Genomic DNA, 26,221 nt, shown 5'->3' with positions numbered 1-26,221 from the left:
TCGTATGCTTCACACCAGATGAGCGACAACCTTCTTGTCCGGCAGCGTGCCCCAAGATGGTTCTCGCTCATCGGGGGCTTTTTTTGCTGGCCGATTCACAGGACAAATCGACTACCAAGGATAGCCGTCATCTTGCGGCATATCACTTTGCGACCTCAAGCCTCAACACGTTGTTGGCCCGCGCCGCGTCCGGGTCTTGTCCGGTCACGATCCGCGATAGTCGGGCGTCCCATGCCTCTAGCGCAGCCTGCCGTTCATCTTTGAAGTCGTGCCGATCATAAACGCCTCGGATGCCCGGGATCACATGACCGGTGACGATCTCGGCTATATCCGGCCTCACCTTGCAAGCGCTCAATTCCGTACGCATGGTGCGCCTCAGATCGTGTGGACGCCAACGTCCGCGCTCGTCCGTCACGCCTCGGTCGCCAAGAGCCTCTCGAACCCGCAAAACGGCCTGTGCGAGGCCCGTATTCTTGATCGGCGCACCGGGCCTTCCTTCGAAGATAAAACCGCTCCGCTGCTCTTCTCTGCGCTTGTGCAGGCGTTCCAGTTCCGTCTTGGCGTCTGCAATGATCTGCATGGCGGTGTCGGTTAGATAAACCGCTTGATCCGTCTCCGTCTTGCCCCTGCGACTTGCCGGTATCGTCCACCAGCGGCCCGAAGTTTCATCCTCGCGCATGCCGGCAACTTCTCCGGGCCTCTGCCCCGTCACCAGCACCAGCTTGAGGCAGAGCGCCGTCAGGCGGTGCAGCCCGCATGTCTCGGAATTGGTCCAAAAGTCGCGGATTTCGTCGTGGTCCAGCACTCGGGTGCGCGGCTTGGCCTTGAGCGGGTTTTTCGGCCCTTGACCGTGATGGAGGTCGGTTTCAGATCGGCAACCGGGTTCGCCAAGATAATCTCGCGGTCTGCGGCATAGGACAAAATTCTACGTGTGTAGATCAAAAGCTGCGCCGCGCTGCGCGGTGCCTTTTCCGCCTTGGCCTCTACCATGTCGATCACGTCGCGGCGTCTCACGTCCGTAACCTTCAAGTCCTCAAGCGTCGGCAAGATATCGTTCTTCACCAGCCCGCGAATTGTCCAGATGCTCTTTAGCCCGGTCTGTTTGTCGAGCCATTCGCTGGCGAGGTCACTCATTGTCGGTCCTGCTTTTCGGCGTCTCTTTGCCTCTAGCGGATCGTCGCCCCGGTCGATCCTTTGCATCAGCTCGCGCGCCTCGGCCCGCGCGGCTTCGAGCGTCTAGGTCGGCCATGCGCCGATCACCTTGCGTCGCTGTTTTCCCTCCACCACGTATTGCAGCACGAACGCTTTTCCGCCCGCCGCGGTGATCAGCAACGCAAAGCCGCGCGGTGCGTCCCGGTGATCGTCCCAGATGAAACGCTACCCCTTTGTGGGCGTCTCGGCCTTCGCAATCGTGCCGCTCTTACCATCTGTCAGTTTGCCTACGGTCATATTCCCTTGATACTTGTGCTGCGATTTGTCACCGGATTTGTCATTGACCGAAACCGTATCAAATGGCGCAGCATGTCGTCTGGTGTCAGTTTACATGCAGTTCGACAGAAGGTAAATCAATGGTTTATAGGTTACTAATTTGCAGTTTGTCACTAAATCAACGCGTACAGAATGATATTGCAGCTGACTTCTAATCAGCAGGTTCGGGGTTCGAGTCCTCGCGGGATCGCCAGCCGACAGCTGGACGCCATCATCCGCCTCGCGCCATGCGCGCGGCGCGACCGCCGCGGCGTTTCTTCAGGAGGTCGGCGCGGTCGGGCAGGGTGGCCATGATGGCGCGGCGTTCATCCGCGCTCATCTTTGACCAACGGGTGATCTCGTCGATGGAGCGCAGGCAGCCGGTGCAGATGCGCGCCTCCGGGTGGACGACGCAGACGCGCACGCAGGGGCTCTCTACCTCGTCGCGGTTCCAGACATCATCCACCATGCTGCTCGGTCCTCATATGGCGCATACGGTCCAGCGCCCCTTGCAGGATATAGGCGGCGGCGACCGAATCGATGACCTCTGCGCGACGTTTGCGTGTCGTATCCGCCTCCAGGAGCGCGCGTTCAGCGGCTACGGTCGACAGGCGCTCGTCCCAGAATCCGATGGGCAGATCGGTGAGCTGTGAGAGATTGCGAGCGAAGGCGCGGGTGGATTGGGCACGCGGGCCCTCCGAGCCGTCCATATTGCGCGGCAGGCCCAGCAGGACGCCGCCCGCCTCGCGCGCCGCCGCGATCTCCAGCAGACGCGCCGCATCAACGGTGAACTTGCGCCGCTTGACGGTCTCGACTGCGCTCGCGCTCGACAAGAGCCGGTCGGAGAGGGCCACGCCGATGGTCTTGGTGCCAAGATCGAGCCCCATCACCCCGCGTTCGGGCGCGAGCGCGACGGCGAAGTCGGCGATGTCCTCGCAGATCATTCGGTCACGCCTGCGGCCTCTGCCGCCGTGCGCAGAATGCCGAGCGCGCGGGCATCGCCGCCAAAGGTCTCGCGCGCCTCGGTCCAGATGCGCCGGGCTTGCGCCGTTTCGCCCATCACGCCATAGGCGTTGATGAGCCGTGCCCAGTCCTCGGGTGGGCCACCTTCGGTTGCGAGCCGCTCGGACAGCCGTGAAACCATGCCGCGGATCATAGCGGCGCGCGCCTCGGGGTCCATGTCGCCGGCGGCCTCCATGTCGGCGGCAGACGGCCCGCGCCCTTCGGATTCTTCGGGCGGGGTATAGCGCACGCCCGCGCGCTGTGCGATTTCGCCGATCTCGGCGCGGATCGCGGGCACCCAAGGCGCGTCAGGGGTGCTGTCCTCCAGCAGGTCGCGCCAGACGGGGAATGCGAGGTCGGGTCGACCGAGCTGCAAATGCCAGACGCCCAGATAGAACCGCACGGTGGGCGCGCGCGGATCGCGCTCGAGCGCGGCGCGCAGCACCCCCGCCGCGTCGGTCGAGACATAACCTCCCGCCGCTTCGATCATCAATTCGGCCAACGTTGCGTGATCGGTGGCGCTCGCGGCGTCGCCGCGTAGCGCGACGAGCTTCTCCTGCGCCTTGCGCGCCGCCACGATGCGCCCCAGTGCGGCCTCGCTGCGCACCAGGAACCGCAGCCCCTGCTGATCCTCGGGCCGAGCCGCCACCACCTTGCGCAACTGCTCCACCAGTTCGAGATGCTCTTGGCTCGTTCCTTCCGGCGGGGCTATCTCTCCAGGGCCGAAGCGGGCCTCGGCAGCCTCTTGTCTGAGCCGCTCGGCGCGCGCCTCTTCGGAGGCGGCGATCCGTGCGGCAAGCGGCATGTCGCCGTAGCCTGGCGCGCCAAGCGCGGCATAGAGCGCCAGCCCGCCGCAAGCGACCAGCACCATCGCCACGAGCGCCCCGGCTCGTCCGGCGATGCGCGGCTGACCGGCGGTCGCCCCGCCCGCGCGCAGCTGCGCATCGGCGGCAAGGATGCGGCGCGAGACCTCGGCGCGCAGCCGCTCGGCCTCTCCGTCGGCAATCACGCCACGGCCTGCGTCGCGCTCGATCTCGCGCAGCTGGTCGCGATAGACGCGCAGATCGTAGGAAACGGGCGGCTCGGCCCCCGCACGCCCGCCCAGCGCTGTCAGCGCCAGAAGCAGCCCGGTGCCGATAGCGAGCGCCGCCGCGATGATCCAGAAGCTCATGATCGTCATCCTCTCTCACCCCCATCTAAAGCGCAGCGCGCGCGGAAAAAAGGGGCAAAGCCGCGTATCCGGGCCCAAGCCCCGCGCTGCGATGTCGCAATGTCGCAATTTGCGGGCGAAGCGCCGCCCTCGGTCACCTTTCGCCCGCGCGCCCGTCGCATTACCTTCGCATCGTTACCGGCCCGCGAATCCCCGGAAAGGACACCCCGCGCATGAAACGCTATTCCGTCTTTGCCGTCGCCCGAGAGGCCCTGCGCGACCACATGGGGTGGGAACGCGCCTGGGCCTCGCCCGAGCCAAAGAAGCGCTATGACGTCATCATAATCGGCGCGGGCGGGCATGGCCTTGCAACCGCCTATTACCTCGGCAAGAACTTCGGCATCACCAACGTGGCGGTGCTGGAAAAGGGCTGGCTGGGCGGCGGCAACACGGGCCGCAACACCACCATCATTCGCTCCAACTATCTCCAGGACCCGTCGGCGGCGATTTACGAGAAATCGCGCTCGCTCTACGAGACGCTGAGCCAGGATATCAACTACAACATCATGTATTCGCCCCGCGGCGTCATCATGCTGGCGCAGACCGAGCACGAGGTGCGCGGCTACAAGCGCACGGCGCAGGCCAACGCGTTGCAGGGCGTGACGACCGAGTTCATCACCCCGCAGCGCGTCAAGGAGATCGTGCCGATCATCAACCTCGACGGGCCGCGCTACCCGGTCCTGGGCGGGCTGTGGCAGGCGCGGGCGGGCACCGCACGTCACGATGCCGTGGCCTGGGGCTATGCGCGGGCGTGCTCGGCGATGGGCATGGACATCATTCAGAAATGCGAGGTGACCGGCATCCGCCGCGACGGCGACAAGGTCACCGGTGTGACCACAAATCGCGGCGATATCGACTGCGACAAGCTGGGCATCGTGGTGGCCGGTCACTCGGGCCACCTCGCCGACATGGCGGGCTTCCGCCTGCCGATCGAGAGCGTGGCGCTTCAGGCGCTCGTTTCCGAACCGATCAAGCCCTGCATGGATTGTATCGTCATGGCCAACACCGTGCACGGCTACATGAGCCAGTCGGACAAGGGCGAGATGGTGATCGGCGGTGGCACCGACGGCTACAACAACTACACGCAGCGCGGCTCGTTCCACCATATCGAGGAAACCGTGCGCGCGCTGGTCGAGACCTTCCCGATGGTCGCCCGGCTCAAGATGCTACGCCAGTGGGGCGGCATCGTGGACGTCACCGGCGACCGCTCGCCCATCCTGTCAAAAACGCCCGTCGAGGGTATCTTCATCAACGCGGGCTGGGGCACCGGCGGGTTCAAGGCAATCCCGGGCTCCGGCTGGGGCTTTGCCGAATTGATGGCCAAGGGGCACTCGCCGCTCTGCGACGAGTTCGGCCTCGACCGGTTCTACCAGGGCCGGTTCATCGATGAATCCGTCGCCGCCGGCGTCGCCCACTAAGGAGGGATGGAAAATGCTGATCCTCACCTGCCCCTGCTGCGGCGTCACCGCCGAGGAGACCGAGTTTCACCAGGGCGGCGAGGCGCATCTAAAGCGCTTCGGCCCCGGTTCCTCGGACGATGACTTTCACACCTATCTCTTTGCCAAGGAGAACCCCAAGGGTGTGCATTTCGAGCGCTGGCGGCACAATAACGGCTGCGGCAAGTGGTTTCACGCGGCGCGCGATACCATGACGCTGGAGGTCTACGGCAGCTATCCAGCTCAGACGCTGGAGCCGCCGCAGGACATCCGCGATGCGATCACCGCCAAGCGCCCCGGCTGGAGATGGAGGGAGTTCGCATGACTCTTCTTCTTGGCAAAAATACCCAACTCATCACGCCCGCAACGGGCAAGAGGTCTGGCACATGAGCACACGTCTGGCCACCGGCGGCCGCCGTCTCGATCGCGGTCGCGCGCAGGAATTCACCTTCAACGGCAAGCGGATGCAGGGCCATCCGGGCGACACGCTCGCCTCGGCGCTGCTGGCCAACGGCCAGATGCTGATGGGCCGCTCGTTCAAGTATCACCGCCCGCGCGGTGTTGTGGCGAGCGGGGCGGAAGAGCCCAACGCGCTCGTGGGTTTGGGCGAAGGCACGCGGTTCGAACCCAACCAGCGCGCCACCACGACCGAGCTTTTCGACGGGCTTGTGGCTGTCAGCCAGAACCACTGGCCCAGCCTCGAGACCGATATCGGTGCGGTCAACACCCACTTTGCACGCTTCCTGCCCGCGGGTTTCTACTACAAAATGTTCATCCACCCGCGCCCGTTCTGGAAGCATGTCTACGAGCCCTTCATCCGCCAGTCGGCGGGGCTCGGTAAGGCACCGAACCCCGGCGATCCCGACCGTTACGAGCATTTCTACTATTTCTGCGATGTGCTCGTGGTTGGCGGCGGTGTGGCCGGGTTGCAATCTGCGCTTGCCGCGGCAGAGGCGGGCGCGAAGGTCATGCTGATCGAGCAGACCGCCCATTGGGGCGGGCGCGCGCCCGTCGATGGCGGCGAGGTGGACGGCCAGCCCGTCGAGGCGTGGATCGACGCCACGATTGCAAAACTGCAAGACATGCCCAACGTCACCCTGCGCACCCGGTGCATGGGTGCGGGTGTCTACGACCACGGCTATGCGCTTGGCTACGAGCGGGTGAGCGATCACGCGCCGGGCAGCGATGCCCCTCGCCACCGGCTGTGGCGCATCCGTGCAGGCCAGATTGTCACCGCGACGGGGGCCATCGAGCGCCCGCTGAGCTTCGCGGGCAACGACATTCCCGGCGTCATGCTCGCCTCGGCGGTGCGCGATTACGCGGTGGATTACGGCGTTTCCATCGGCGACCGCACCGTGGTCGTGACCAACAATGACGACGCCTACCGCACGGCTATCACGCTCAAGAAGCTGGGTCTCGAGATTCCCGCGATCCTCGACGCGCGCCAACAGGGCGGCGGCGCGCTGGCCGAGGAGGCGCGCGCGTTGGGCATTCGCATCGAGAACGGAAAGGGCATCGCAAAGGTCAAGGGCGGCAAGCACGTCACCGGCGTCGCGATCTGCGCGCAGGCGGGCGAGGGCGCGGCGCTGGAGGAAATCGCCTGTGATGTTGTCGCCATGTCGGGCGGCTGGTCGCCGGTGGTGCACCTGTGGTCGCATTGCGGGGGCAAGCTCGTCTGGGACGACGCACAGGCCCATTTCCGCCCCGATCCCGAGAACCCGCCGCGCGGCGCGCGCGGAGAGGGCTTCGTTATCCCCGCCGGGTCCGCAAACGGTGCGGGCGATCTGGCCAGCGTCGTGGCCGACGCCCACGCCGCGGGACAGGCCGCGGCCAAGGCCACGGGGGCCAAGCCCAAGGGCAAGGCGCCCCAGGGCAGCGCGTCGCCGGAAGCGCCGATGCAGCCCGTCTGGCTCATGCCGCAGGGCGCGGGCTACAAGCTGCGGATGAAGGCGTGGCTCGATTATCAGAACGACGTGAAGGTGTCGGACGTGCAGCTCGCCGCCCGCGAGGGCTATGAGAGCGTCGAGCACGCCAAGCGCTACACCACCCTGGGCATGGCCACAGACCAAGGCAAGCTGAGCAATATCAACGGTCTGGCGATTCTCTCGGACACGCTGGGCCAGCCGATCCCACAGACGGGCACCACCACGTTCCGCCCGCCCTACACGCCGATTTCGCTGTCTTCGATCGCGGGCGAGGCGACCAAGGCCAATTTCCAGCCCATCCGCAAGACACCGATGCAGGGCTGGCACGAAACCAACGGCGCGGATTTCGAGCCGGTCGGCCAATGGCGTCGCCCCTATTGCTTCCCCAAGGGCGAAGAGGGGCGCCACGAGGCTGTGAACCGCGAGATTGCCCAGACCCGCGACAGCCTCGGGTTGCTCGATGCCTCGACGCTGGGCAAGATCATCGTCAAGGGCGCGGATGCGGGCCGCTTCATGGACATGCTCTATACCAACATGATGTCCACGCTGAAGCCGGGTCGCTGCCGCTACGGCCTGATGTGTAACGAGAACGGTTTCCTGATGGATGACGGCGTGGTGGCGCGGCTCGACGAGCAGACCTTCCTTTGCCACACCACCACCGGCGGGGCGGAATCGATCCATGGTCACATGGAGGAATGGCTCCAGACCGAGTGGTGGGACTGGAAGGTCTACACCGCCAATGTCACCGAGCAATACGCGCAGGTCGGCGTCGCCGGCCCCAACTCGCGCAAGGTGATCGAGAAGCTCACCGATGATGACATCAGCGCCGACGCGCTCACCTTCATGGGCTGGACCGAGATCACCGTCGCGGGCATCCCCGCGCGCGTGTTCCGCATCTCCTTCGCTGGCGAGTTGAGCTTCGAGCTTTCGGTGCCAGCCAGCCATGGCCGCGCGCTGTGGGATGCGCTGATGGAGGCGGGGGCCGAGTATGGCGTCATGCCCTACGGCACCGAGGCGATGCACGTCATGCGCGCCGAGAAGGGCTTTATCATGATCGGGGACGAGACGGATGGCACGGTCATCCCGCAGGACCTCAACCTGGACTGGGCGATTTCCAAGAAGAAAGAGGACTATATCGGCAAGCGCGCGCAGGAACGCAGCCACATGGCCGACCCAAACCGCTGGAAACTGGTGGGGCTGGAAACGCTCGACGGCTCGGTTCTGCCTGATGGGGCCTATGCCACGGCGGATGGCCACAACGCCAACGGGCAGCGCAACGTGCAGGGGCGCGTGACCTCGACCTATCACTCGCCTACGCTGGGCCGTGGCATCGCCATGGGGCTGGTCCTGCACGGGCCGAACCGCATGGGCGAAGTGCTGGAATTCCCAAAGGTCGACGGCGGCATCATCAAGGCCAAGGTCGTCGATCAGGTGTTTTACGACAAGGACGGGGAGAAGCAGAATGGTTGAGCCCGTGACCGCCCTGAATGGCGCCCGGTTCGAGGGGATCGCCACCATCGAGGATGCCGGGCCTACCGGCATGGTCACCCTGCGGGGCGACCTGACCTCCAAGGAGGTCAAAGCCGCGGTCAAGAAAGCCGTGGGTCTGGACGTCCCCGGGCAACGCGCGGCGCTGGGCGGGAAGGGAACCGCGGCGTTGTGGATGTCGCCGGACGAACTGCTCTTGATGTGTCCTTATGACAAGGTGGCCGAGACCATCGCCACGCTGGAAGCGGCGCTCGAGGGGCAGCATTTCCTAGCCGTCAACGTCTCGGACGCGCGCACCTTCTTGCGTATTTCGGGGCCGGGCGCGCGCGAGGTGCTGGCCAAGCTTTGCCCGGTGGATCTCTCGCCTGACGCCTTTGCCCCCGGCATGTTCCGCCGCACCCGCATGGCGCAGGTGCCGGCCGCCTTCTGGCTGGACGAGGGCGGCACCTTCCATCTCGTGTGCTTCCGCTCGGTGGGCGATTATGCTTTCAACCTCTTGAAAACGGCGGCTCTTCCTGGTGGCGAGGTGGGCGTCTACGGCTGAGCGGGCGCCATTCCCGAGGGAAAAACTCCGGCGCGCGGGGTTGACCTTTTAGCGCGCCCGTCACCATGTATCGGGCACAGGATTTCAACGCCAACGAACAGGGGGACCACATGGCCTTCGAACTTCCCGACCTGCCCTATTCCCACGACGCGCTCGCCGATCACGGGATGAGCCGCGAAACGCTCGAATACCACCACGATATCCACCACAAGGCCTATGTCGATAACGGCAACAAGGCGATCGCCGGGACCGAGTGGGAAGGCAAATCCGTGGAGGAGATCATCCGCGGCACCTATGACCCGAAAGCGGTGGCGCAATCGGGCATCTTCAACAACGCCTCGCAATACTGGAACCACAACCAGTTCTGGGAGATGATGGCCCCCGGCGGCACCGGCATGCCCGGCGAGCTGGAAAAGGCGATCAACGAGAGCTTTGGCTCGCTCGACGAGTTCAAATCGCAATTCGCCGCCGCGGGCGCCGGTCAATTCGGCTCGGGCTGGGCTTGGCTGGTCAAGGATACTGATGGCAGCCTCAAGGTCACCAAGACCGAGAACGGTGTGAACCCGCTCTGCTTCGGTCAGACGGCGCTTCTGGGCTGTGATGTGTGGGAGCATTCCTACTACATCGACTTCCGCAACAAGCGCCCGGCTTACCTCCAGAACTTCCTCGACAACCTGGTGAACTGGGAAAACGTCGCCTCGCGGATGTGATTGCGGTCGGCCATGCACCTGGACACGGAACCCCGCGCCAATGGTGCGGGGTTTCTCGCATCCGGTTGATCCGTATCAACGCCGCCTGTGCCCGGAACGGGCGATACTGGCGAACGGCAAAGACGCAGAAAAAGGAGCGACGCAGATGAGCGAACTTTCGCACGGCACTTGGGTTCTGGTGGCAGACGGGAAAAAGGCGCTGTTTCTCGAAAACGTGACCGACGCACAGGCCCCCAATCTCGTGATCCGCCGCGTCGAGGAACAGGACCTGCCCCCGAATCGCGAGCAACAGAGCGACCGACCCGGACGCATGGCCGATCCCGGGCCGGGGCAGCGCTCGGGCCTATCCGGCGCGGATTGGCACGAGCTGGACGAGGCGCGGTTCGCCTCGGACATGGCGGATGTCCTCTACCGGATGGCGCATCGCGGCACCTTTAAGCGGCTGATCCTCGTAGCCCCGCCGAAAACGCTCGGCGGCCTGCGCGATCACCTGCACAAGGAGGTCGCGCAATGCGTCGTGGCCGAGATCGGCAAGGACCTGACCAACCATCCCGGCGATAGGCTGGAAAAAGTGCTCCTGGCGGAATTGGCGGCGCGCTGATCCCCGCCGGCCTGTGGCGGACCTCATTGCCTGGTCGCTCTTGCCATTGCCGCTCGGGCAGGGCAGCAAGAGGGGCGAGGCAGGAGGAGCGGGCCGCATATGCGCGAGGCGACCAAGGGGATTGTGGCGATGGTCGCCACCTGCACGGTCTGGGGGCTGTCGGGCATCTATTACAAGCTGCTTGCCCATGTCCCGCCAATCGAGATCCTGGCGCATCGCACGCTTTGGTCGTGTGCCTTCTTCGCCCTCGTGTTACTGGCGCAGGGGCGGATTTCTATGCTGGGCCGGGCGCTGGCCGGGCGGCGCTCGGTGCTGTCAATCGCGCTCGCCGCATTGATGATCTCGACCAACTGGTTCGTGTTTATCACCTCGATACAGATCGGGAAGGCGATGGAGGCGTCGCTGGGCTATTACATCTTCCCGTTGGTGGCGGTGCTGCTCGGGGCGATCGCGTTTCGCGAACGGCTGGGCCGGGCACAGCTTTTCGCTGTGGGGCTGGCGCTCTGCGCGGTGGTGACGCTCACGCTGGGCCTCGGCGTGCCGCCGTGGATCGCGCTGGTGCTGGCATCGAGTTTTGGCCTCTACGGTCTTGTCAAGAAAGGGCTTTCCGTCGGGCCGGTGGTGTCTGTCACCGCCGAGGTTCTGCTCTTGTCGCCGATCGCGCTGACGGTGCTGTGGTATTTTCACTCGGGCGGTCAGGGTGCGTTCGGCGCGAACTGGCGTGACAGCCTGCTGCTGGCCTTTTCCGGCATCCTCACCGGTACGCCTCTGATCATGTTCAGCTATGCCACCAAGCGCGTCACGCTGGCCACGGTGGGGCTGGTGCAGTACCTGAACCCCACCCTGCAATTCCTAGTGGCGACACTGATCTTCCTCGAGCCGTTCAGCTTTTGGCACGCAGTGGCCTTTGCCATGATCTGGACCGCGCTCGCGATCTACACCACCGCGAGCCTGCGTCAGGGCAGGGCAGCGCGCAGGGCGGTGCCGAGAGCCTGAGGGTCATCCACCTCGCGGATCATGTGCCGCAGACTCGCATCGGCGAAGCCGCGGGCGATGACATGCTCGACAAGCTGGATAAAAGGCATCCAGTAACTTTCAGTATTCAGGAGAAAAATCGGTTTTTCATGTAGGCCTAGCTGGCGCCATGTCAGCACCTCGAACAGTTCGTCGAGCGAGCCTGCGCCCCCCGGAAGCACCACGATCGCGTGGGAATTCATGAACATCACTTTCTTGCGTTCATGCATGGTCTCGGTGACGACGTAACGGGTGAGATCGCGCTTGCCACCTTCGCGTCCCACCAGATGCGCGGGGATCACGCCGAGCGTGCGCCCGCCTGCCGCCTGTGCCGCGCGCGCCACTGCTCCCATCAACCCCACGTCGCCCGCGCCGTAGACCAGCTCCCAACCGTTCCCGGCCAGCATCCGCCCGGTCTCCTCCGCGGCCGCCAGGTAGGACGGGTCATGACCCTCGCGTGCGCCGCAAAAGACACAGACAGCCGCGTGTGTCATGAATTTCTCCTGTCGCTCAAAGGGTTGCTTTGACCCCTGATAGCCTTGTTGATATGCTCCGACAACCGGGCATGGTGCCCTGGTTGGGGATGTCGGGAAAGATGAGCAAAATCGCCGGATTGGGTGCGGGTCCCGTGATTGGGCTCGGGGCGGCTGCGGTTGTCGCGGCGGTGTCCGTCGGCACCTATTTCTTTGCGGATGGTGGCCTGTCGCTATCCACGCCCGAGCCGGAGCAGGCGGCAGAACCTGCCACCGAGCTGTCGCCCGAACCCGTCGCAAAACCCACGACAGACGCGCAGGACGCGGGCGAGTCGGTCGAAGCCAGCGAGACAGCGCAACAGGATCCCGTGGCACCAGCCGCCAAGGCGGACGGAGGCGCGAACCCTGAGGCCGAGCCGGAGACGGAGACCCCGCAACCGCCCGCGCTTGACACCTTTCGCCTTGACCCGGATGGGCAGATGCTCATCGCGGGGCGCGCGATTCCGGGCGGCAAGGTGGCGATCACAGTGGATAATGTCCGCCTCGGCACGGCCCTGTCAGACCGGTCGGGCAAGTTCGTGGCGTTTCTCGACCTGCCGCTGAGCGATACCGTGCGGGTGCTGGGGTTGGAATTGCTGCTCGACGACGGGCGCGTGATCCGCGCGCCTGACGAGATCCTGATCGCGCCGTCGCCGCCCCCGGCACCGCGACCGGAGGCGGTGGCACAGGCCGACACCGCGACGCCGCCCTCACCCGCAGCGCAGGAGGGGGTGACGACCAGGGGCGCGCCCGAAATTGGCGAAGATCAGGTACCCGAGACGGTGGAGGCGCAACCGGAGACGGAAGCGATTGCGAATGCGGAAACGGCGGAGATCGCAGGGGCGGAAACGACCGTGTCCGCCACCGAGGTAACCCAGACTGCGACCGAAACGCGCGATCCGGCCCCAGAAGTGGGCAAGGAAGAGCCCGCCGCGCCCGTGGCTCCGCCCACCGCAGACGCTTTGCAGCCGGGCGCGGGCGATGGTACGGTCGCGCAGGCCGAACCGCCCGCCGAGACGCCCGCGCCACCCACGGTGGTGCTGTCGGATACCGAGGGTGTGCGCGTGTTGCAGGCCCCCTCCGAGCAGGGGCCGGAGGTGATGTCTTCGGTGGCCCTCGATTCGATCAGCTATTCCGACACGGGCGAGGTGAAGCTTTCCGGAAGGGCCAGCGCGCTCGACGCGCGGGTACGCATCTACGTTGACAACCGCGCCGTCACCAGCGCGCCGGTGGACGAGAGCGGTGCCTGGCGCAGCTCGCTGCCAGAGGTGGATGCCGGTATCTACACGCTGCGCGTTGACGAGGTCGATGCCGGGGGCAAGGTGACCTCGAGGATCGAGACGCCGTTCAAGCGCGAGGACGTGGCCACGCTCGCGGCGCAGGACGACGACAAGGACGGGGACGGCACGCCCGAGCCGCCGCGCATGTCGGTGGTCACGGTGCAGCCCGGCTCGACCCTCTGGGCGATCTCTCGCGAGGCCTATGGCGAGGGTATCCTCTACGTGCGCGTGTTCGAGGCCAACCGCGACCGCATCCGCGATCCCGACCTGATCTATCCCGGGCAGGTGTTCGAGCTGCCGCAGTAGCGCCGCGCTCTGGTCATCGGTGGGTGTCGCCGCTATCTGTGGGGTCCGGCAGCAAGGACACGAGCCACCGATGACCGACTCCTCCCCCGAACGCCACGCGCCCGAGAGTGGTGGCTGGCGGATCATCCGCCGGGTCGCCCCCTACCTGTGGAGCGCGGAAGAGCCGTGGGTGCGCCGCCGGGTGGTGTTGGCGCTGCTGCTCTTGCTGGTGGCCAAGCTGGTCGCGGTGACGACGCCGGTGTTCTACAAGGTGGCGGTGGATGCGCTGGCGGGCGAGGGGCCAGGTCCGGCTTGGGCGCTGGGGGCGGGGGCCATTGGGCTGACCGTGGCCTATGGCATGGCGCGGCTGATGAACGTGGGGTTCCAGCAGGCGCGCGACGCGGCCTTTGCCAAGGTGGGTCAGCGGGCGCTGCGCAAGCTTGCGCTCGAGACCTTCCGCCATATCCACGCGCTTTCGCTCAGCTATCACCTGACGCGGCGCACCGGTGGGCTGAGCCGGATCATAGAGCGCGGGGTGAAGGGCGTCGATTTCCTGCTGCGCTTCCTGCTGTTCTCCATCGCGCCGCTGATCCTCGAACTGCTGATGGTGGGGGTGATCCTGTGGCTGGCCTTCGACATCTGGTACCTGGTGGTGGTGGCCGGGGTGATCGCGGCCTATGTCGCCTTTACCTTCAAGGTGACCGAGTGGCGCGTGAAGCTGCGCCGCGAGATGAACGACCAGGACACCGACGCCAACCAGAAGGCCATCGACAGCCTGCTCAATTACGAAACGGTCAAGTATTTCGGGGCCGAGGGGCTGGAGGCGGCGCGTTACGACCGGGCGATGGCGGGCTACGAGCGCGCGGCGCTCATGACCGCCTATTCGCTCTCGTTCCTCAATTTTGGGCAGTCATTCCTCATCACCGGCGGTCTGGTGGCGGTTATGGTGATGGCGGCCACGGGCGTACAGGCGGGCACGATGACCGTGGGCGATTTTGTCATGGTCAACGCCTACATGATCCAGATCACCATGCCGCTCAATTTCCTCGGCACGGTCTATCGAGAGATCCGGCAGGCGCTGGTGGACATGGGCGAGATGTTTGACCTGCTTGATCAACCGCCCGACGTGCGCGAGCGAGCGGGCGCGCGACCGCTCGCCGTAGCGGGCGCGAATGTGCGGCTAGAGGATGTGCGCTTTGGCTACGATCCGGGCAACCCCATCCTCAAGGGCGTGACGCTGGATGTGCCCGCTGGCCAGATGGTCGCGGTGGTGGGACCGTCGGGATCGGGCAAGTCGACTATCGGGCGGCTGTTGTTCCGATTCTACGATGTTCAGGACGGGCGCATCACGATCGACGGGCAGGACATCCGCGATGTCACCCTCGAAAGCCTGCACACGGCCATCGGCGTGGTGCCGCAGGACACGGTGCTGTTCAACGACACGATCGGCTACAACATCGGATATGGTCGCGACGACGTGACCCAGGCCGAGATCGAGGAAGTGGCGCGGGCGGCCCAGATCCACGAGTTTATCGCCGGGCTTCCCGAGGGCTATGCCACGCAGGTCGGCGAGCGGGGGCTAAAGCTTTCGGGTGGCGAGAAACAGCGCGTGGGAATCGCGCGCACGCTCTTGAAGAACCCGCCGATTCTGCTGCTCGACGAGGCGACCAGTGCGCTCGACACCGGGACAGAACGCGACATCCAGGACGCGCTTGCCCGCGCTGCGGAGGGGCGCACTGTCATCATGATCGCGCACCGTCTCTCGACGGTAGCGGGCGCCGATCGGATCGTGGTGCTGGAGGACGGTCGCGTGGCCGAGCAGGGCAGCCATGCCGACCTGCTGGCGCGCGGTGGTCGCTATGCAGCGCTGTGGCGGCGGCAGTCAGAGCAGGATCCAGGTGTTGCGGCCTGAGCGTGTCACATGGCGGTTACCTTCCGCGGCTATGGAATCGCTAGATGTGGCCCAATATCTAAGGCTTGTCAGGTGGTCGCCGCGATATATAGTAGTTTAGAGGGTGGGTGCATGTCCCGCCCGCCGCAAGAGAGGGCGCCACAGGGGCTGTGAACGCGATGGACGGTGATTTCAGAAGCGAGTTCGTGAGAGAGCCGGCTGGACTGCGGCAGTTTCCGGCGCTGGTGCTCAATGCCGATTACCGACCACTCTCCTACTATCCTCTGTCGCTCTGGACCTGGCAGGAGGCGATCAAGGCGGTCTGGTCCGACCGGGTGGATATTGTCGCGCAATACGATCACTGGGTGCGCAGTCCGAGTACCGAGATACGCATACCTTCGGTAATCGTGTTGCGAGACTATGTGAAACCTCAGAAGCGCGTGGCCTTCACGCGCTTCAATCTTTTTCTGAGGGACGAATTCCGCTGTCAGTATTGTGGCACAAAGGACAACCTGACCTTCGACCACGTGGTGCCGCGCGCCCGCGGCGGGCGCACAAGCTGGGAGAATGTCGTGGCCGCCTGTTCTCCGTGCAACCTGCGCAAGGGCGCGCGCAGCCTGCGGCAGGTTGGGATGAGCCTGCGCCGCCCGCCGCGTCCCCCCGGGGCGGAGGAGTTGCGCAACATGGGCCGCAAGTTCCCGCCCAACCATTTGCACGAGAGCTGGATCGACTTCCTGTACTGGGATGCCGAGCTGGAGGCGTGAGGCACGACCATCGCACACAACAAAGGCGCCGCTGCCGGGGCAGGGCGCCTTTTTCTGCGTTGCGTCGGTTGCGGGATCAGCTCTGCTTGGCGTCCGCGGGCTTGGCAGCAGGTTGCGCGCCGCCTTGCTGTGCAGCCGCCTGTTGCGTCCCACCCTGCTGGTGCTGGGCTGGGGCCGCCTGTGCGCCGCCCTTGGCGCCGGGCTTGTTGCCCGAGAGCGGATCGTCCTGTCGCTGCACCGATCCCTCGAAATGCGCACCCGATTCGATGGCGATGGTCTTGTGAATGATGTCGCCCTCGACCCGCGCGGATGAGGTGAGCCGCACCTTGAGGCCGCGCACGCGGCCCACGATACGCCCGTTTACCACCACGTCATCGGCGATCACCTCGCCCTTGACGGTGGCACCTTCGCCGACGGTCAGCAGGTGCGCGCGGATATCGCCCTCGATGGTGCCCTCGACCTGGATGTCGCCGGTTGTGCGCAGGTTGCCGACCACGTGCAGGTCCGACGACAGCACCGACGCCGGCGGCTTGGCCTTGGGCGACGTGCTTCGCTGTTCGCCGCCGGTATCGACGCGGGGACTTTCGGTCCGCGTGTCCGTCGTGGCCGGCTTGGTCTCGGCGGGCTTTTGTGCGGGTTCGTTGATCTTGCTCTTAGAAAACATCTCTCGCAGCCTTGATATAGGTCATGGGGTTGATCGCCTTGCCATCCACCCGAACCTCGTAGTGTAGGTGGGTGCCGGTGGAACGTCCAGTGTTGCCCATATCACCGATCCGATCCCCGCGCGAGACCCTTTGGCCCTCGCGTACCCGGATTCTGGACATGTGCGCATAACGCGTTTCGATGCCGAAAGCGTGCTTGATCTTGACGAGCTGCCCGTAGCCCGACAGCCATCCTGCATGGGTCACAACGCCGTCGGCGGTGGCGTTGATGGGCGTGCCATGCGCTCCGGCGAAATCAGTGCCCGCGTGCAACCGCCCCCACCGCATGCCGAATCCTGAGGTGTAGCGGAACGCGCCCTTGACCGGAATCGCCAGCGGAACCTTGCCGGCGGCGAGGCGATAGAGGTTCAGCTCATCGAGCCGTGTCAGGATGCGGTTGGCGCGCGTGGCCTCCGGTGAGGGGGCGGTGCCGCGCGTAGAGAGCGAGATCGGGGTGAGCGGGCCACCCTGCCCGGAATAGCCCCGTCTTACCGTGTCGATCAACGTATCCGGATCGAGACCGGCCTTGCGAAACATCGTTTCCAGCGGCTCGACCGAGATGGTCATCGCGTCCTCGAGGCGGCTGAATATCTCGGAATTGCGCTCGTTCACGAGGCGCAACTCGAAGGCCATCTCCTCGGCGTCGCGCTGAGCGTCCTCGGCCTCGGCGAGGGTCTTGTCGCGCTCACGCGCCGCATCGGCGAGCGCGGTGGTCAGCACCTCAACCGTGGGATCGTCCGCTGGGCTGGTTGCGGCGTCGGGGTTCTCGGCCTTCCCGGCCTGGATTTGCGAGGTGAGGCGCGCAACCTTGTGCTGCGCATTTTCGCGCGCGGACATGGCGCGGCGCAGGGTGCCCTGGACCATCTCGAGCCCGGTTTCGAGCTCGCGTCGGCGCGTCTCGGAGGCGAGAAGTTCCGACTGCATCGCCGATATCTGCGCCAGCGCCGAACTGAACCGCTCCTGCGCTGCCAGTGCCTCCTGTGCCCGGCGGTCGCGCTCTTCGGCCAGCGCGTTGAGCCGCGCCTCGTAGGTCTGCAATTCGCGCTTCGCCTGCTCGCGGAAATTGCCCGCGCCAATCGAGTCCATCACCAGAACAGCGGTCGCGATGATCGTCCAGGCCACGATCGCACAGGTGCCGACAGCGGCGATGATCTGCGTGCCGGGGCGTAGCCGGATGAAGCGCGTGTCGGTGTCGGATCGCAGAAACACCCGGCGTTCGGGAAAATGACGTTCGAGAAGCTCGTGCAGTCGGATCGCCAGCGTTGGTATCAATGTTGCGGTCTTTCTTCTGTCCCTGTCTGCACGTGTGCTTAGACAGAGGCGGCGAGGTGGGCAAGAAATTTGACCACAAGCCCCGGATTCGGCGGAGGTTTCCCGCTCATTGGGCGGAAACTTGCCGATTACACCCCGGTTCGCTCAATCCTGAGTTGTTGGCCGCTCGGCGAGTGGCCAGTAGAAATCCGGCGGCAGCCCGGCCTCGGCGCGCTTCTCCTCGTTGAAGGGCGGCTTGAGGGCACCGTGGAAATAGCGGCGCACAAGGTCGTGAAACACGTCCTTCGGGTCTAGGTCGTGACGCCCGCATAGGAAATGGAACCATTTCGAGCCGTAGGAGACGTGGTGCACCTCCTCGGCGTAAATCACCTCCATCGCCTCGACGGCGCGTGTCTCGCCCGCGCGGGCAAAAATGTCGATCATGCCCGGCGTCACGTCGAGCCCGCGCGCCTCGAGAACCATCGGCACCACGGCGAGTCGCCCCATCAGATCATCGGCGGTGTCCTCGGCCGCGCGCCACATCCCGGCATGGGCGGGCAGGGCACCATAATGGCTGCCCATTTCCTCGAGGCAGTCGCATATCAGGTTGAAATGCTTGGACTCCTCGTCCGCTGATTTCACCCAGTCGTCGTAGAAGCCGGCTGGCATCGGCGTATCGGCAAAGCGTGCGACGATATCCCAGTGCAGGTCGACAGCGTTCAGTTCGATATGCGCCACCGCGTGCAACATGGCGATCCGGCCTTGCTGGCTGCCGGGACGGCGGCGCGGGACGTCGCGGGGATCGAGCAACTCGGGCCGATCGGGGCGGGCGGGGCGCGCGGGCGGCGTGGCGCGCCCCACGGGAGGCATGCGTCCCTCGGTTCGGGCCGCCTGCCACGTCGCCGCGTGCAGCCGCGACAGCGCCGCCTTGGCTCGACCGTCGGCGGTAGTCAGCACCTCGACGGCCATCTCTACGAGTGGTCGGTCGGTCACAGCGCGCGCACCGCCTCGAGCACCTCCTCGGCATGACCGGGCACCTTGACCTTGCGCCATTCGCGCGCGATGTGGCCCGCCCCGTCGATCAGAAAGGTAGACCGCTCGATCCCCATGAACTTCTTGCCGTACATGTTCTTTTCCTTCCACACGCCGTAGGCTTCGCACACCTCCGCCTCGGCATCCGACAGGAGCGGCACCGTGAGCGCGTGCTTGTCGCGGAATTTCTCGTGACTGGCAGCGCTGTCTTTGGAAATGCCCAGCACCGTCGCGCCCGCAGCCTCGAACTCGGAGAGCAGACCGGAAAACGCCACCGCCTCCTTGGTGCAGCCGGAGGTGTCGTCGCGCGGATAAAAGAACAGCACAACCGCGACGGGGCGCAGCGCCGAGAGCGTGACGCTTTCGCCGCCGTCGCGCGGCAGGGTAAAATCGGGGGCGATATCGGAGATGTCGGGCATGGGCGCTCCTTCGTGATGCGGCTTGTGATGACTCCTTGCCGAACGCATATTAGATCGGGACGGGCAAGAATAAAGCCACGAGGCAGAGCCGGGCGCCAAAGGTGGCGCGGCATGACACGCATGAGCGAGCCAGAGACGCAACAGAGCGACCAGCGGGTATCCGGGGAGGTGCCGGATGGGGCGCGCGCGCGCGTGCCGCCGCGGCGCGGCCTGCTGCACCATTTCGGGCAATTGTGCCTTGGATGCGTGGCGGTCGTGCTGATCGTCAGCGTTGGGGTGGTCGCAGTGCTGGCGGCGGGTGTCACCGCGCCGGGCTGGATGCGCGAGCGGGTCGAGCAGCGGATTGGCGCGGCGTTGCCGGAGCACCGGTTGAGTTTCGAGACGCTCACGCTGGGGCTTGACGGCGGGATGGTTCCGCAGGTGGTGCTGAAGGGGGTCACGCTCTTCGATGCCCAAGGCGTGCGGCTCGTCGATCTCGGGGCGCTCGACGTGTCGCTGTCGCGGACGGCGCTCTTGTCGGGCGACGTGTCGTTGTCGCGCGTGCGGCTCGACGGCGGGCGACTCATTCTGAGGCGGCGGGCGGATGGTGCCCTGTCGGTGGCGTTCGAGGCCAGTGACGGGCGCGGTCGCCACCCTGCGCGCGAGGGCCGCTTTTCCGAACAGATCGACAAGATGCTGGCGCGGCCCGCGTTGGCGCGGCTGAGGCAGGTAGAGGCCGACAACATCAGCGTGCGCTACGAAGACGCGCGCAGCGGTCGGGCCTGGTCGGCCGATGGCGGGCAGGCGACGTTGAAACGCCAGGGTGACCGGATCACCTTGCGTGGCAACATCACCGTGCTTGGCGCGCGTGAATACGCAAGCAGTCTGGAGGTGAACTATACCGGCAACCTGGAGTCCGCGGTCGCGGAATTCGGCATCCGGTTCGAGGATGTCCCGGCCGGGGAACTGGCCGGGCAGTCGCCTGCGCTTGCATGGCTCGGGGCGGTGCAGGCCCCGATCTCGGGGGCACTGCGCGCAACGATTGACCAAGAGGGACGGCTGGGCCCGCTCAGCGCCACGCTTCAGATCGGGGCAGGCGCGTTGCGCCCCAACGCGGCCACGGTGCCGATTCCGTTCCGGTCTGCGCGCAGCTATTTCACCTACGATCCGAAGCGCCGGCAGATCGATTTTTCCGAGATATCGGTGGAAAGCGATTGGGGCACCGCCCGCGCCGAGGGGCGCGCGCGGCTTCTGGGCATGGAGAGCGGTTGGCCCGCCGCGCTTGAGGCGCAGGTGCGCATCGGAGAGATCGCGGCCAACCCCGCGGGGCTCTACCCCGATCCGGTAGTATTCGAGGGGGCAGGCGCGGATCTGCGGCTCGAGCTTGAACCGTTCGCACTCACCGTCGGCGATTTCCGGCTGCGGGACCGGGGCGAGGTGCTGCGCCTGTCGGGGGTGGCGCGAGGGCAGGCGGATGGCTGGTCGGTCGATGTCTCGGGGCGGATGGAGACCATCGCGCCCGAACGCCTGCTGGAGTTGTGGCCCGTCACGATCAAGCCCAAGACGCGCACATGGATCGACGAGAATGTGCTCGGCATTGTGTTGCACGACGTTCAGTTTGGCCTGCGCGCGGAGCCGGGGCGCGCGCCGGATCTGTTTCTCGGGTTCGGGTTCTCCGACCTCTCGACCGTCTATGTCCGTGAGGTGCCACCGATCGAGGCGACCTCAGGCCACGCCTCGATTCGGGACAATCGTTTCACCATCCATGCCGAGTCGGGCCACGTGACAGCGGCGCAGGGCGGACGGGTGGATATTTCCGGCACCAGTTTCATCATCCCCGATGTTCGCATCAAGAAGGGTCCCGCCGAGGCGCATCTGCGGGCGCGCGGCACGATCACGGCGGCACTGTCGCTGCTTGATTCGCCGCCCTTCCGATTCCTTCAAAAAGCCGGGCGCCCGGTAACGCTGGCCGATGGCCGCGCGGACCTCACGGGGCGGCTCGATTTTATCCTCAAGCAGAAACTCACCCCCGAGGAGGTGGCCTTTGCGGTGACCGGCGAGATTACCGACATGCGCAGCGAGACATTGGTCAAGGGGCGCGTCTTGGCGGCGAGCGGTCTCTCGGTCGAGGCCGATAATGAGGCGCTCGCCATCGCGGGGGAGGCGCGAATCGGGAGCGTGCCGGTCGCGGGGACCTGGACCTTGCCTTTGGGGCCCGACACCGGCGGGGCGAGCCGCGTGCGCGGCGAGATCGAACTATCGCAGCGGTTCCTCGACGAGTTCGGGATCACGCTGCCCGAGGGCAGCCTGACGGGCGAGGGGCGAGCAACTGTCGATATCGCTCTGGCGCGCGACGCGCCGGCGGAGTTCGCACTCACCTCCGATCTGATGGGGGTCGGCCTGCGGATCGCGCCGCTCGACTGGGCGCTGAGCCGCCAGGCCACAGGACAGCTCGATGTTGCGGGCACGCTGGGCACGCCGCCGCAGATCGACACGCTGGCGCTCGAGGCGGGCGGGCTCCGGGCGCGCGGCGAGGTGCGGCTGTCTCCGAATGGCAGCCTCGCGCGGGCGCGGTTCACTCGCGTGGAAGTAGACGATTGGCTCGACGTGGCGGCCACGCTCGTCGGGCGCGGGGTGGGACAGTCACCGCGGGTGGAGGTGACCGCAGGCACCGTCGATCTGCGACATGGCGCGCTCGGCGCGGGTGATGGCGGTGACGGCGGGCCGGTCAATCTGCAACTGGACGAATTGCGTATCTCCGACGGTATTGCGCTCACCGGGTTTTCGGCCACGCTGGAGACGCACGGCGGTGCGCGCGGCAGCTTTACCGCGCGGGTGAATGGGCGCACGCCGGTCGAGGGCGACGTGATCCCGACGAGCGCTGGGCGCAGCGCCTTTCGCATTCGCTCGGGCGACGCGGGAGGGCTGCTCGCGGCGGCGGGCATTCTCGAGGATGCCCGCAACGGCGTGCTCGACCTCAGGCTAACACCCGCAGGCGGCCCCGGCAGCTATGACGGCGTGCTCGCCATCGAGCAGTTGCGCGTCAAGCGGGCCCCGGCGCTGGCGGCGCTGCTTAACACCATCAGCATTGTCGGGTTGATCGAGCAGTTCTACGGACAAGGGCTGCACTTCACGTCCGTTAACGCGCGGTTTCGCCTGACGCCAGATCGACTGATCGTTACGCAGGGTAGCGCGGTCGGTGCGTCGGTGGGGATATCGATGGACGGCTATTACAACCTCGCCACCAAGCGAATGGACATGCAGGGCGTGCTGTCGCCGGTCTATCTGCTCAACGCCATCGGTGGGGCCTTTACCCGGCCTGGAGAAGGGCTTATCGGGTTCAACTTCACGCTTCGCGGTGCCTCCGAAGACCCGGCGGTTTCTGTCAACCCGCTCTCGGCGCTGACGCCAGGATTTTTGCGTGAGATGTTCCGCAGGCCGACCCCGCGGATGGACGGAGAACCGCCGACGCCATCGGACGGGGACCCATCCAACGAGAAGCCGCCGGCCTACCAGAGACAGGACCCATGAAGCTCGATGAATTCGATTTTGCCCTGCCCGAGGATCTTATCGCCACGCGGCCAGCGCGCCCGCGACGCGCGGCGCGGCTTCTGGTGGCCGAGGGCGACGCGATCCACGATTCCCGGGTCACCGATCTCGGAACGTGGCTGCGCGCGGGCGACCGGCTGGTACTCAATGATACGCGGGTAATTCCCGCTCGGCTCGCGGGACGGCGTCATCGCGCGGGCGGCGCGGGCGCGCGGATCGAGGTCACGTTGCTGGAGCCGCAAGCCGACGGCACGTGGAGCGCGCTGGTCAAGCCGCTGAGAAAGCTGCGCGAGGGCGAGGAGATCACCTTTGCCTCCGGGCTCTCGGCTGTGCTCGAGGGGCGCGGCGAGGGGCAGGCGCGGCTGCGCTTCAACCTCGCGGGCGAGGATTTCGACGCTGCGCTTGATGCCGCAGGTGCTATGCCGCTGCCGCCCTACATCGCCGCGCGGCGGCCCGCCGACGACCGCGACCGCGAAGATTACCAGACCGTCTGGGCGCGCCGCCCCGGTGCCGTGGCGGCCCCGACAGCGAGCCTGCATTTCGACGAGGTGGTGCTGGTCGACCTGGCCGCGCGGGGAGTGACGTTTTCCCATGTGACGCTGCATGTGGGGGCGGGCACCTTCCTGCCGGTAAAGGTCGATGACATCACCACCCATCGCATGCACGCCGAATGGGGCGAGGTGAGCGAGCAGGTCGCCGCCGAGATTGCCGCCACCCGTGCGGCGGGAGGACGGATCATCCCGGTGGGCACCACCGCGCTTCGCCTGATCGAGACGGCGGCGCGCGACACCGGCGAGGTGGCACCGTGGCAGGGAGAGACCGACATCTTCATCTATCCCGGCTTCGCGTTCCGTGCGACCGATGCGCTGATGACCAATTTCCACCTGCCGAAATCGACGCTGATGATGCTGGTCAGCGCGCTGATGGGCCGCGAGCGGATCGCCGCAATCTATGCCCATGCCGTCGCCGCGCGGTACCGATTCTTTTCCTACGGCGATGCATCCCTGTTGATCCCACCGCCCGGGCCTGACAACGGACAGGAGGCAGCGACCCGCTGAGTCGCAAACGGCCTAGACGCGTGCCGACCCGTCCTGCGACGGTCGCCCCGGATCATGGAGAAACGACATGCTGCAAGTGTTTTCGAGCGCATGGGCACTGCTTCTGGGTATGATGCTCTTGCAGGTGGGCAATGGCATGCAGGGCACGCTGCTCGGCGTGCGCGGTGCGCTCGAGGGGTTTTCCACCACGCAGATGTCGGTGGTCATGTCGGCCTATTTCGCGGGCTTCCTGTTCGGCTCGCGCATGGCCCCCGAGATGATCCGCCGGGTGGGACATGTGCGGGTCTTCGCCGCGCTCGGGTCGATGATTTCCGCGGTGCTGATCCTCTACCCCACCTTCGCCGACCCCTGGGCGTGGTCGGTCGGGCGCGTCGTGATCGGCTTTTGCTTCTCCGGCGTCTACGTGACCGCGGAAAGCTGGCTCAACAACTCGGCCACCAATCAGACCCGAGGCAAGGCGCTGTCGCTTTACATGATCGTGCAGATGGTAGGCATCGTCGCTGCGCAGGGCCTTCTGGTGCTGGGCGATCCGTCGGGCTATGTGCTTTTTGTCGTCCCGTCGGTGCTGGTGTCGCTGGCCTTTGCGCCGATCCTTTTATCGGTTAGCCCCACCCCCGCATTTGATACCACAAAGCCGCTGTCGCTGCGCCGGATCATGACGATTTCGCCGCTCGGCTGTGTCGGCATGTTTCTGCTCGGCGGCGTGTTCTCGGCGCAGTTCGGCATGGCGCCGGTCTACGGTGCCGAGGCGGGACTGAGCGTGGTGCAGATCTCGATCTTCGTCTCGACCTTTTTCGTGGGCTCCTTGGTGCTGCAATATCCTATCGGCTGGCTGTCGGACCGAATGGACCGCCGCGTGCTAATCTGCGGGGCGGCCGTGCTGATGGGGGTCGGGGCGGTGATCGGTATCGTGCTAGGCGCGGTCTTTGTGCCGCTTCTGGTGACGGCTTTCGTCATCGGGGGCATGTCGAACCCGCTCTATTCGCTGCTCATCGCCTATACCAACGATTTTCTCGAGCATGACGACATGGCTGCGGCCGCCGGTGGGATGGTGTTCATCAATGGGCTGGGCGCAGTGACCGGCCCGCTGGTCACCGGCTGGCTGATGGGGGTGATCGGGCCGCGCGGATTCTTTGTGGTGATCGCGGTGCTGGCGCTGTCGATTGCCGCCTACGCGGCCTACCGGATGACGCAGCGCGCCGCCCCGGCACCCGCGCAGACCGACAGCTATATGGCGGTTGCGCCATCGGCCTCGCCGATGGCGGTGGAATTTGCGCAGGAAGTCGCCATCGAAACCGCGCAGGAGGGCGAGGAGCCCGGAAAACCGGATTGAATATGTCCTTTTTGAAGCAATATGTTACTGTAATATTACCGAAATCAGGGGTTAACGTGACAGTTACATGACGGGAAATCGAGGAGAGTCCCAATGGTGTCGCCCGACGAGGTGTTGCGGTTCTGGCTGGACGAGGTGGGTCCGAAAGGCTGGTATCAGAATTCGGAGGCGCTGGACGCGCAGGTGTGCGAGCGTTTTTCAAGCGCGTGGGAGAATGCCCGTGCGGGGGCGTACGGCCTGTGGCTCACCTATCCAAGCGGCACGCTTGCCTACGTGATCCTCACCGACCAGTTCCCGCGCAACATGTTCCGCGGCGAGAGGCGGGCCTTTGCTACCGACCGTGCGGGGCTGACGGCGGCCAAGGTGGCGATCAACCGCGGCTGGGATGTCCGGATAGACGAGCCGGCGCGGCAGTTTTTCTATCTGCCGTTGATGCATTCCGAGAATCTCTGCGACCAGGAGCGCTGCGTGCGCCTGATCTGCGAGCGCATGCCGGTGTATGGCCCCGACAACCTGCTTCATGCCCGCGCGCATCGCGAGGTGATCCGCCGCTTTGGCCGATTCCCCTATCGCAACGCGGCGCTAGGCCGGGCATCGACCGCTCCGGAACGCACCTTCGAGGCCGAGGGCGGGTATGGTGTGCTGGTCCGAGAGGTGACAGAGGCGGCGTGATTTCGGCCCTGCGCGGTGGGCAGCCCTGCTTTTCGCGGGGTGTGCCTTTCCCTGCGTTGAGGTCTCGTGGGAAATAGTTTAACACCAAACTAGTTTCC

The 26,221-nt window shown here is 65.7% G+C and carries 24 protein-coding genes and 1 tRNA gene; 15 read left to right on the top strand and 10 right to left on the bottom strand.

What is annotated here, in order from left to right:
• Positions 1–142: 142 nt before the first annotated feature.
• A complete protein-coding gene (locus tag CRJ03_RS20040; protein WP_206018267.1) occupies positions 143–805 on the bottom strand; it encodes a site-specific integrase in 663 nt (220 codons plus the stop codon).
• Positions 739–1,200 carry a phage integrase central domain-containing protein gene (locus CRJ03_RS20035; RefSeq protein ID WP_206018266.1) on the bottom strand — a complete coding sequence of 154 codons (462 nt, stop codon included), beginning with the start codon at positions 1,198–1,200 and terminating at the stop codon, positions 739–741. The genes CRJ03_RS20040 and CRJ03_RS20035 overlap by 67 nt, the downstream gene beginning before the upstream one ends.
• Positions 1,201–1,613: 413 nt before the next feature.
• On the opposite strand from CRJ03_RS20035, the gene CRJ03_RS00365 reads away from it, so the two are divergent.
• Positions 1,614–1,681 (top strand) — tRNA-Arg (locus tag CRJ03_RS00365).
• An 18-nt stretch (positions 1,682–1,699) separates the two neighbouring features.
• Here CRJ03_RS00365 and CRJ03_RS00360 read toward each other — a convergent pair.
• From CRJ03_RS00360 to ccmI, 3 genes are read right to left on the bottom strand one after another with little or no spacing between them, the layout of a single operon-like run.
• Complete coding sequence (locus CRJ03_RS00360; RefSeq protein ID WP_206018265.1) at positions 1,700–1,936, bottom strand: DUF1289 domain-containing protein; 237 nt, start codon at positions 1,934–1,936, stop codon at positions 1,700–1,702.
• Positions 1,926–2,411 (bottom strand): Holliday junction resolvase RuvX, encoded by a 486-nt coding sequence (ruvX, locus tag CRJ03_RS00355; RefSeq protein ID WP_104016938.1) that lies wholly within the window; start codon positions 2,409–2,411, stop codon positions 1,926–1,928. Before ruvX ends, CRJ03_RS00360 begins: the two co-directional genes overlap by 11 nt.
• The gene (ccmI, locus tag CRJ03_RS00350) at positions 2,408–3,640 is read right to left on the bottom strand and encodes a c-type cytochrome biogenesis protein CcmI (RefSeq protein ID WP_104016937.1); all 1,233 of its coding nucleotides are present in this window, start codon (positions 3,638–3,640) and stop codon (positions 2,408–2,410) included. The genes ruvX and ccmI overlap by 4 nt, the downstream gene beginning before the upstream one ends.
• Positions 3,641–3,852: 212 nt before the next feature.
• Between ccmI and CRJ03_RS00345 the strand changes: the two genes are divergently transcribed.
• The 7 genes from CRJ03_RS00345 to rarD all read left to right on the top strand — a co-directional run bounded on the left by CRJ03_RS00345 (position 3,853) and on the right by rarD (position 11,379).
• Positions 3,853–5,097: a sarcosine oxidase subunit beta family protein gene (locus tag CRJ03_RS00345; protein WP_104016936.1), complete on the top strand. Its 1,245-nt coding sequence runs from the start codon at positions 3,853–3,855 to the stop codon at positions 5,095–5,097.
• Positions 5,098–5,110: 13 nt separating this feature from the next.
• On the top strand, positions 5,111–5,440 hold the full coding sequence (locus CRJ03_RS00340; RefSeq protein ID WP_104016935.1) for a sarcosine oxidase subunit delta: 330 nt from the start codon (positions 5,111–5,113) through the stop codon (positions 5,438–5,440).
• Positions 5,441–5,501: 61 nt separating this feature from the next.
• The gene (locus CRJ03_RS00335) at positions 5,502–8,510 is read left to right on the top strand and encodes a sarcosine oxidase subunit alpha family protein (protein ID WP_104016934.1); all 3,009 of its coding nucleotides are present in this window, start codon (positions 5,502–5,504) and stop codon (positions 8,508–8,510) included.
• The gene (locus CRJ03_RS00330) at positions 8,503–9,072 is read left to right on the top strand and encodes a sarcosine oxidase subunit gamma (RefSeq protein WP_104016933.1); all 570 of its coding nucleotides are present in this window, start codon (positions 8,503–8,505) and stop codon (positions 9,070–9,072) included. Before CRJ03_RS00335 ends, CRJ03_RS00330 begins: the two co-directional genes overlap by 8 nt.
• Positions 9,073–9,182: 110 nt before the next feature.
• Positions 9,183–9,782, top strand: coding sequence for a superoxide dismutase (locus CRJ03_RS00325; protein ID WP_104016932.1), 600 nt, complete (start codon positions 9,183–9,185; stop codon positions 9,780–9,782).
• 145 nt (positions 9,783–9,927) lie between these two features.
• A complete protein-coding gene (locus CRJ03_RS00320) occupies positions 9,928–10,383 on the top strand; it encodes a host attachment family protein (protein WP_104016931.1) in 456 nt (151 codons plus the stop codon).
• Positions 10,384–10,482: 99 nt separating this feature from the next.
• Positions 10,483–11,379: an EamA family transporter RarD gene (rarD, locus tag CRJ03_RS00315; RefSeq protein ID WP_104016930.1), complete on the top strand. Its 897-nt coding sequence runs from the start codon at positions 10,483–10,485 to the stop codon at positions 11,377–11,379.
• Here rarD and CRJ03_RS00310 read toward each other — a convergent pair.
• Positions 11,340–11,891, bottom strand: coding sequence for an LOG family protein (locus tag CRJ03_RS00310; protein ID WP_104016929.1), 552 nt, complete (start codon positions 11,889–11,891; stop codon positions 11,340–11,342). The genes rarD and CRJ03_RS00310 overlap by 40 nt on opposite strands.
• Positions 11,892–11,992: 101 nt before the next feature.
• On the opposite strand from CRJ03_RS00310, the gene CRJ03_RS00305 reads away from it, so the two are divergent.
• The 3 genes from CRJ03_RS00305 to CRJ03_RS00295 all read left to right on the top strand — a co-directional run bounded on the left by CRJ03_RS00305 (position 11,993) and on the right by CRJ03_RS00295 (position 16,129).
• Complete coding sequence (locus CRJ03_RS00305) at positions 11,993–13,495, top strand: LysM peptidoglycan-binding domain-containing protein (RefSeq protein WP_165375194.1); 1,503 nt, start codon at positions 11,993–11,995, stop codon at positions 13,493–13,495.
• A gap of 70 nt (positions 13,496–13,565) precedes the next feature.
• Positions 13,566–15,386, top strand: a complete 1,821-nt coding sequence (locus CRJ03_RS00300; RefSeq protein ID WP_104016927.1) for an ABCB family ABC transporter ATP-binding protein/permease — start codon at positions 13,566–13,568, stop codon at positions 15,384–15,386.
• A 158-nt stretch (positions 15,387–15,544) separates the two neighbouring features.
• Positions 15,545–16,129 (top strand): HNH endonuclease, encoded by a 585-nt coding sequence (locus tag CRJ03_RS00295; protein ID WP_104016926.1) that lies wholly within the window; start codon positions 15,545–15,547, stop codon positions 16,127–16,129.
• A gap of 76 nt (positions 16,130–16,205) precedes the next feature.
• Here CRJ03_RS00295 and CRJ03_RS00290 read toward each other — a convergent pair whose 3' ends face one another.
• The 4 genes from CRJ03_RS00290 to CRJ03_RS00275 all read right to left on the bottom strand — a co-directional run bounded on the left by CRJ03_RS00290 (position 16,206) and on the right by CRJ03_RS00275 (position 19,532).
• Positions 16,206–16,793, bottom strand: coding sequence for a bactofilin family protein (locus tag CRJ03_RS00290; protein ID WP_104016925.1), 588 nt, complete (start codon positions 16,791–16,793; stop codon positions 16,206–16,208).
• Complete coding sequence (locus tag CRJ03_RS00285) at positions 16,783–18,102, bottom strand: M23 family metallopeptidase (RefSeq protein WP_206018264.1); 1,320 nt, start codon at positions 18,100–18,102, stop codon at positions 16,783–16,785. The genes CRJ03_RS00290 and CRJ03_RS00285 overlap by 11 nt, the downstream gene beginning before the upstream one ends.
• Positions 18,103–18,246: 144 nt before the next feature.
• The gene (locus tag CRJ03_RS00280) at positions 18,247–19,050 is read right to left on the bottom strand and encodes a ferritin-like domain-containing protein (protein ID WP_104016924.1); all 804 of its coding nucleotides are present in this window, start codon (positions 19,048–19,050) and stop codon (positions 18,247–18,249) included.
• 20 nt (positions 19,051–19,070) lie between these two features.
• Entirely contained in the window at positions 19,071–19,532 is a 462-nt protein-coding gene (locus CRJ03_RS00275; protein ID WP_104016923.1) for a peroxiredoxin, read from the bottom strand.
• 111 nt (positions 19,533–19,643) lie between these two features.
• Here CRJ03_RS00275 and CRJ03_RS00270 point away from each other — a divergent pair, with 111 nt between their 5' ends.
• The 4 genes from CRJ03_RS00270 to CRJ03_RS00255 all read left to right on the top strand — a co-directional run bounded on the left by CRJ03_RS00270 (position 19,644) and on the right by CRJ03_RS00255 (position 26,123).
• Positions 19,644–23,042 carry a YhdP family protein gene (locus CRJ03_RS00270; RefSeq protein ID WP_240611503.1) on the top strand — a complete coding sequence of 1,133 codons (3,399 nt, stop codon included), beginning with the start codon at positions 19,644–19,646 and terminating at the stop codon, positions 23,040–23,042.
• Positions 23,039–24,118: a tRNA preQ1(34) S-adenosylmethionine ribosyltransferase-isomerase QueA gene (gene queA / locus CRJ03_RS00265; protein WP_104016922.1), complete on the top strand. Its 1,080-nt coding sequence runs from the start codon at positions 23,039–23,041 to the stop codon at positions 24,116–24,118. Before CRJ03_RS00270 ends, queA begins: the two co-directional genes overlap by 4 nt.
• Positions 24,119–24,185: 67 nt before the next feature.
• Positions 24,186–25,451 (top strand): MFS transporter, encoded by a 1,266-nt coding sequence (locus tag CRJ03_RS00260; protein WP_104016921.1) that lies wholly within the window; start codon positions 24,186–24,188, stop codon positions 25,449–25,451.
• Positions 25,452–25,544: 93 nt separating this feature from the next.
• Entirely contained in the window at positions 25,545–26,123 is a 579-nt protein-coding gene (locus tag CRJ03_RS00255) for a DUF924 family protein (protein ID WP_104016920.1), read from the top strand.
• Positions 26,124–26,221: the final 98 nt, after the last annotated feature.

Source organism: Roseovarius nitratireducens (assembly GCF_002925845.1).
In the GTDB taxonomy this organism is placed as follows: Bacteria; Pseudomonadota; Alphaproteobacteria; order Rhodobacterales; family Rhodobacteraceae; genus Roseovarius; species Roseovarius nitratireducens.
Note: the sequence above shows the minus strand (reverse complement) of the source record. Positions and strands in the feature narration are given on the sequence as shown.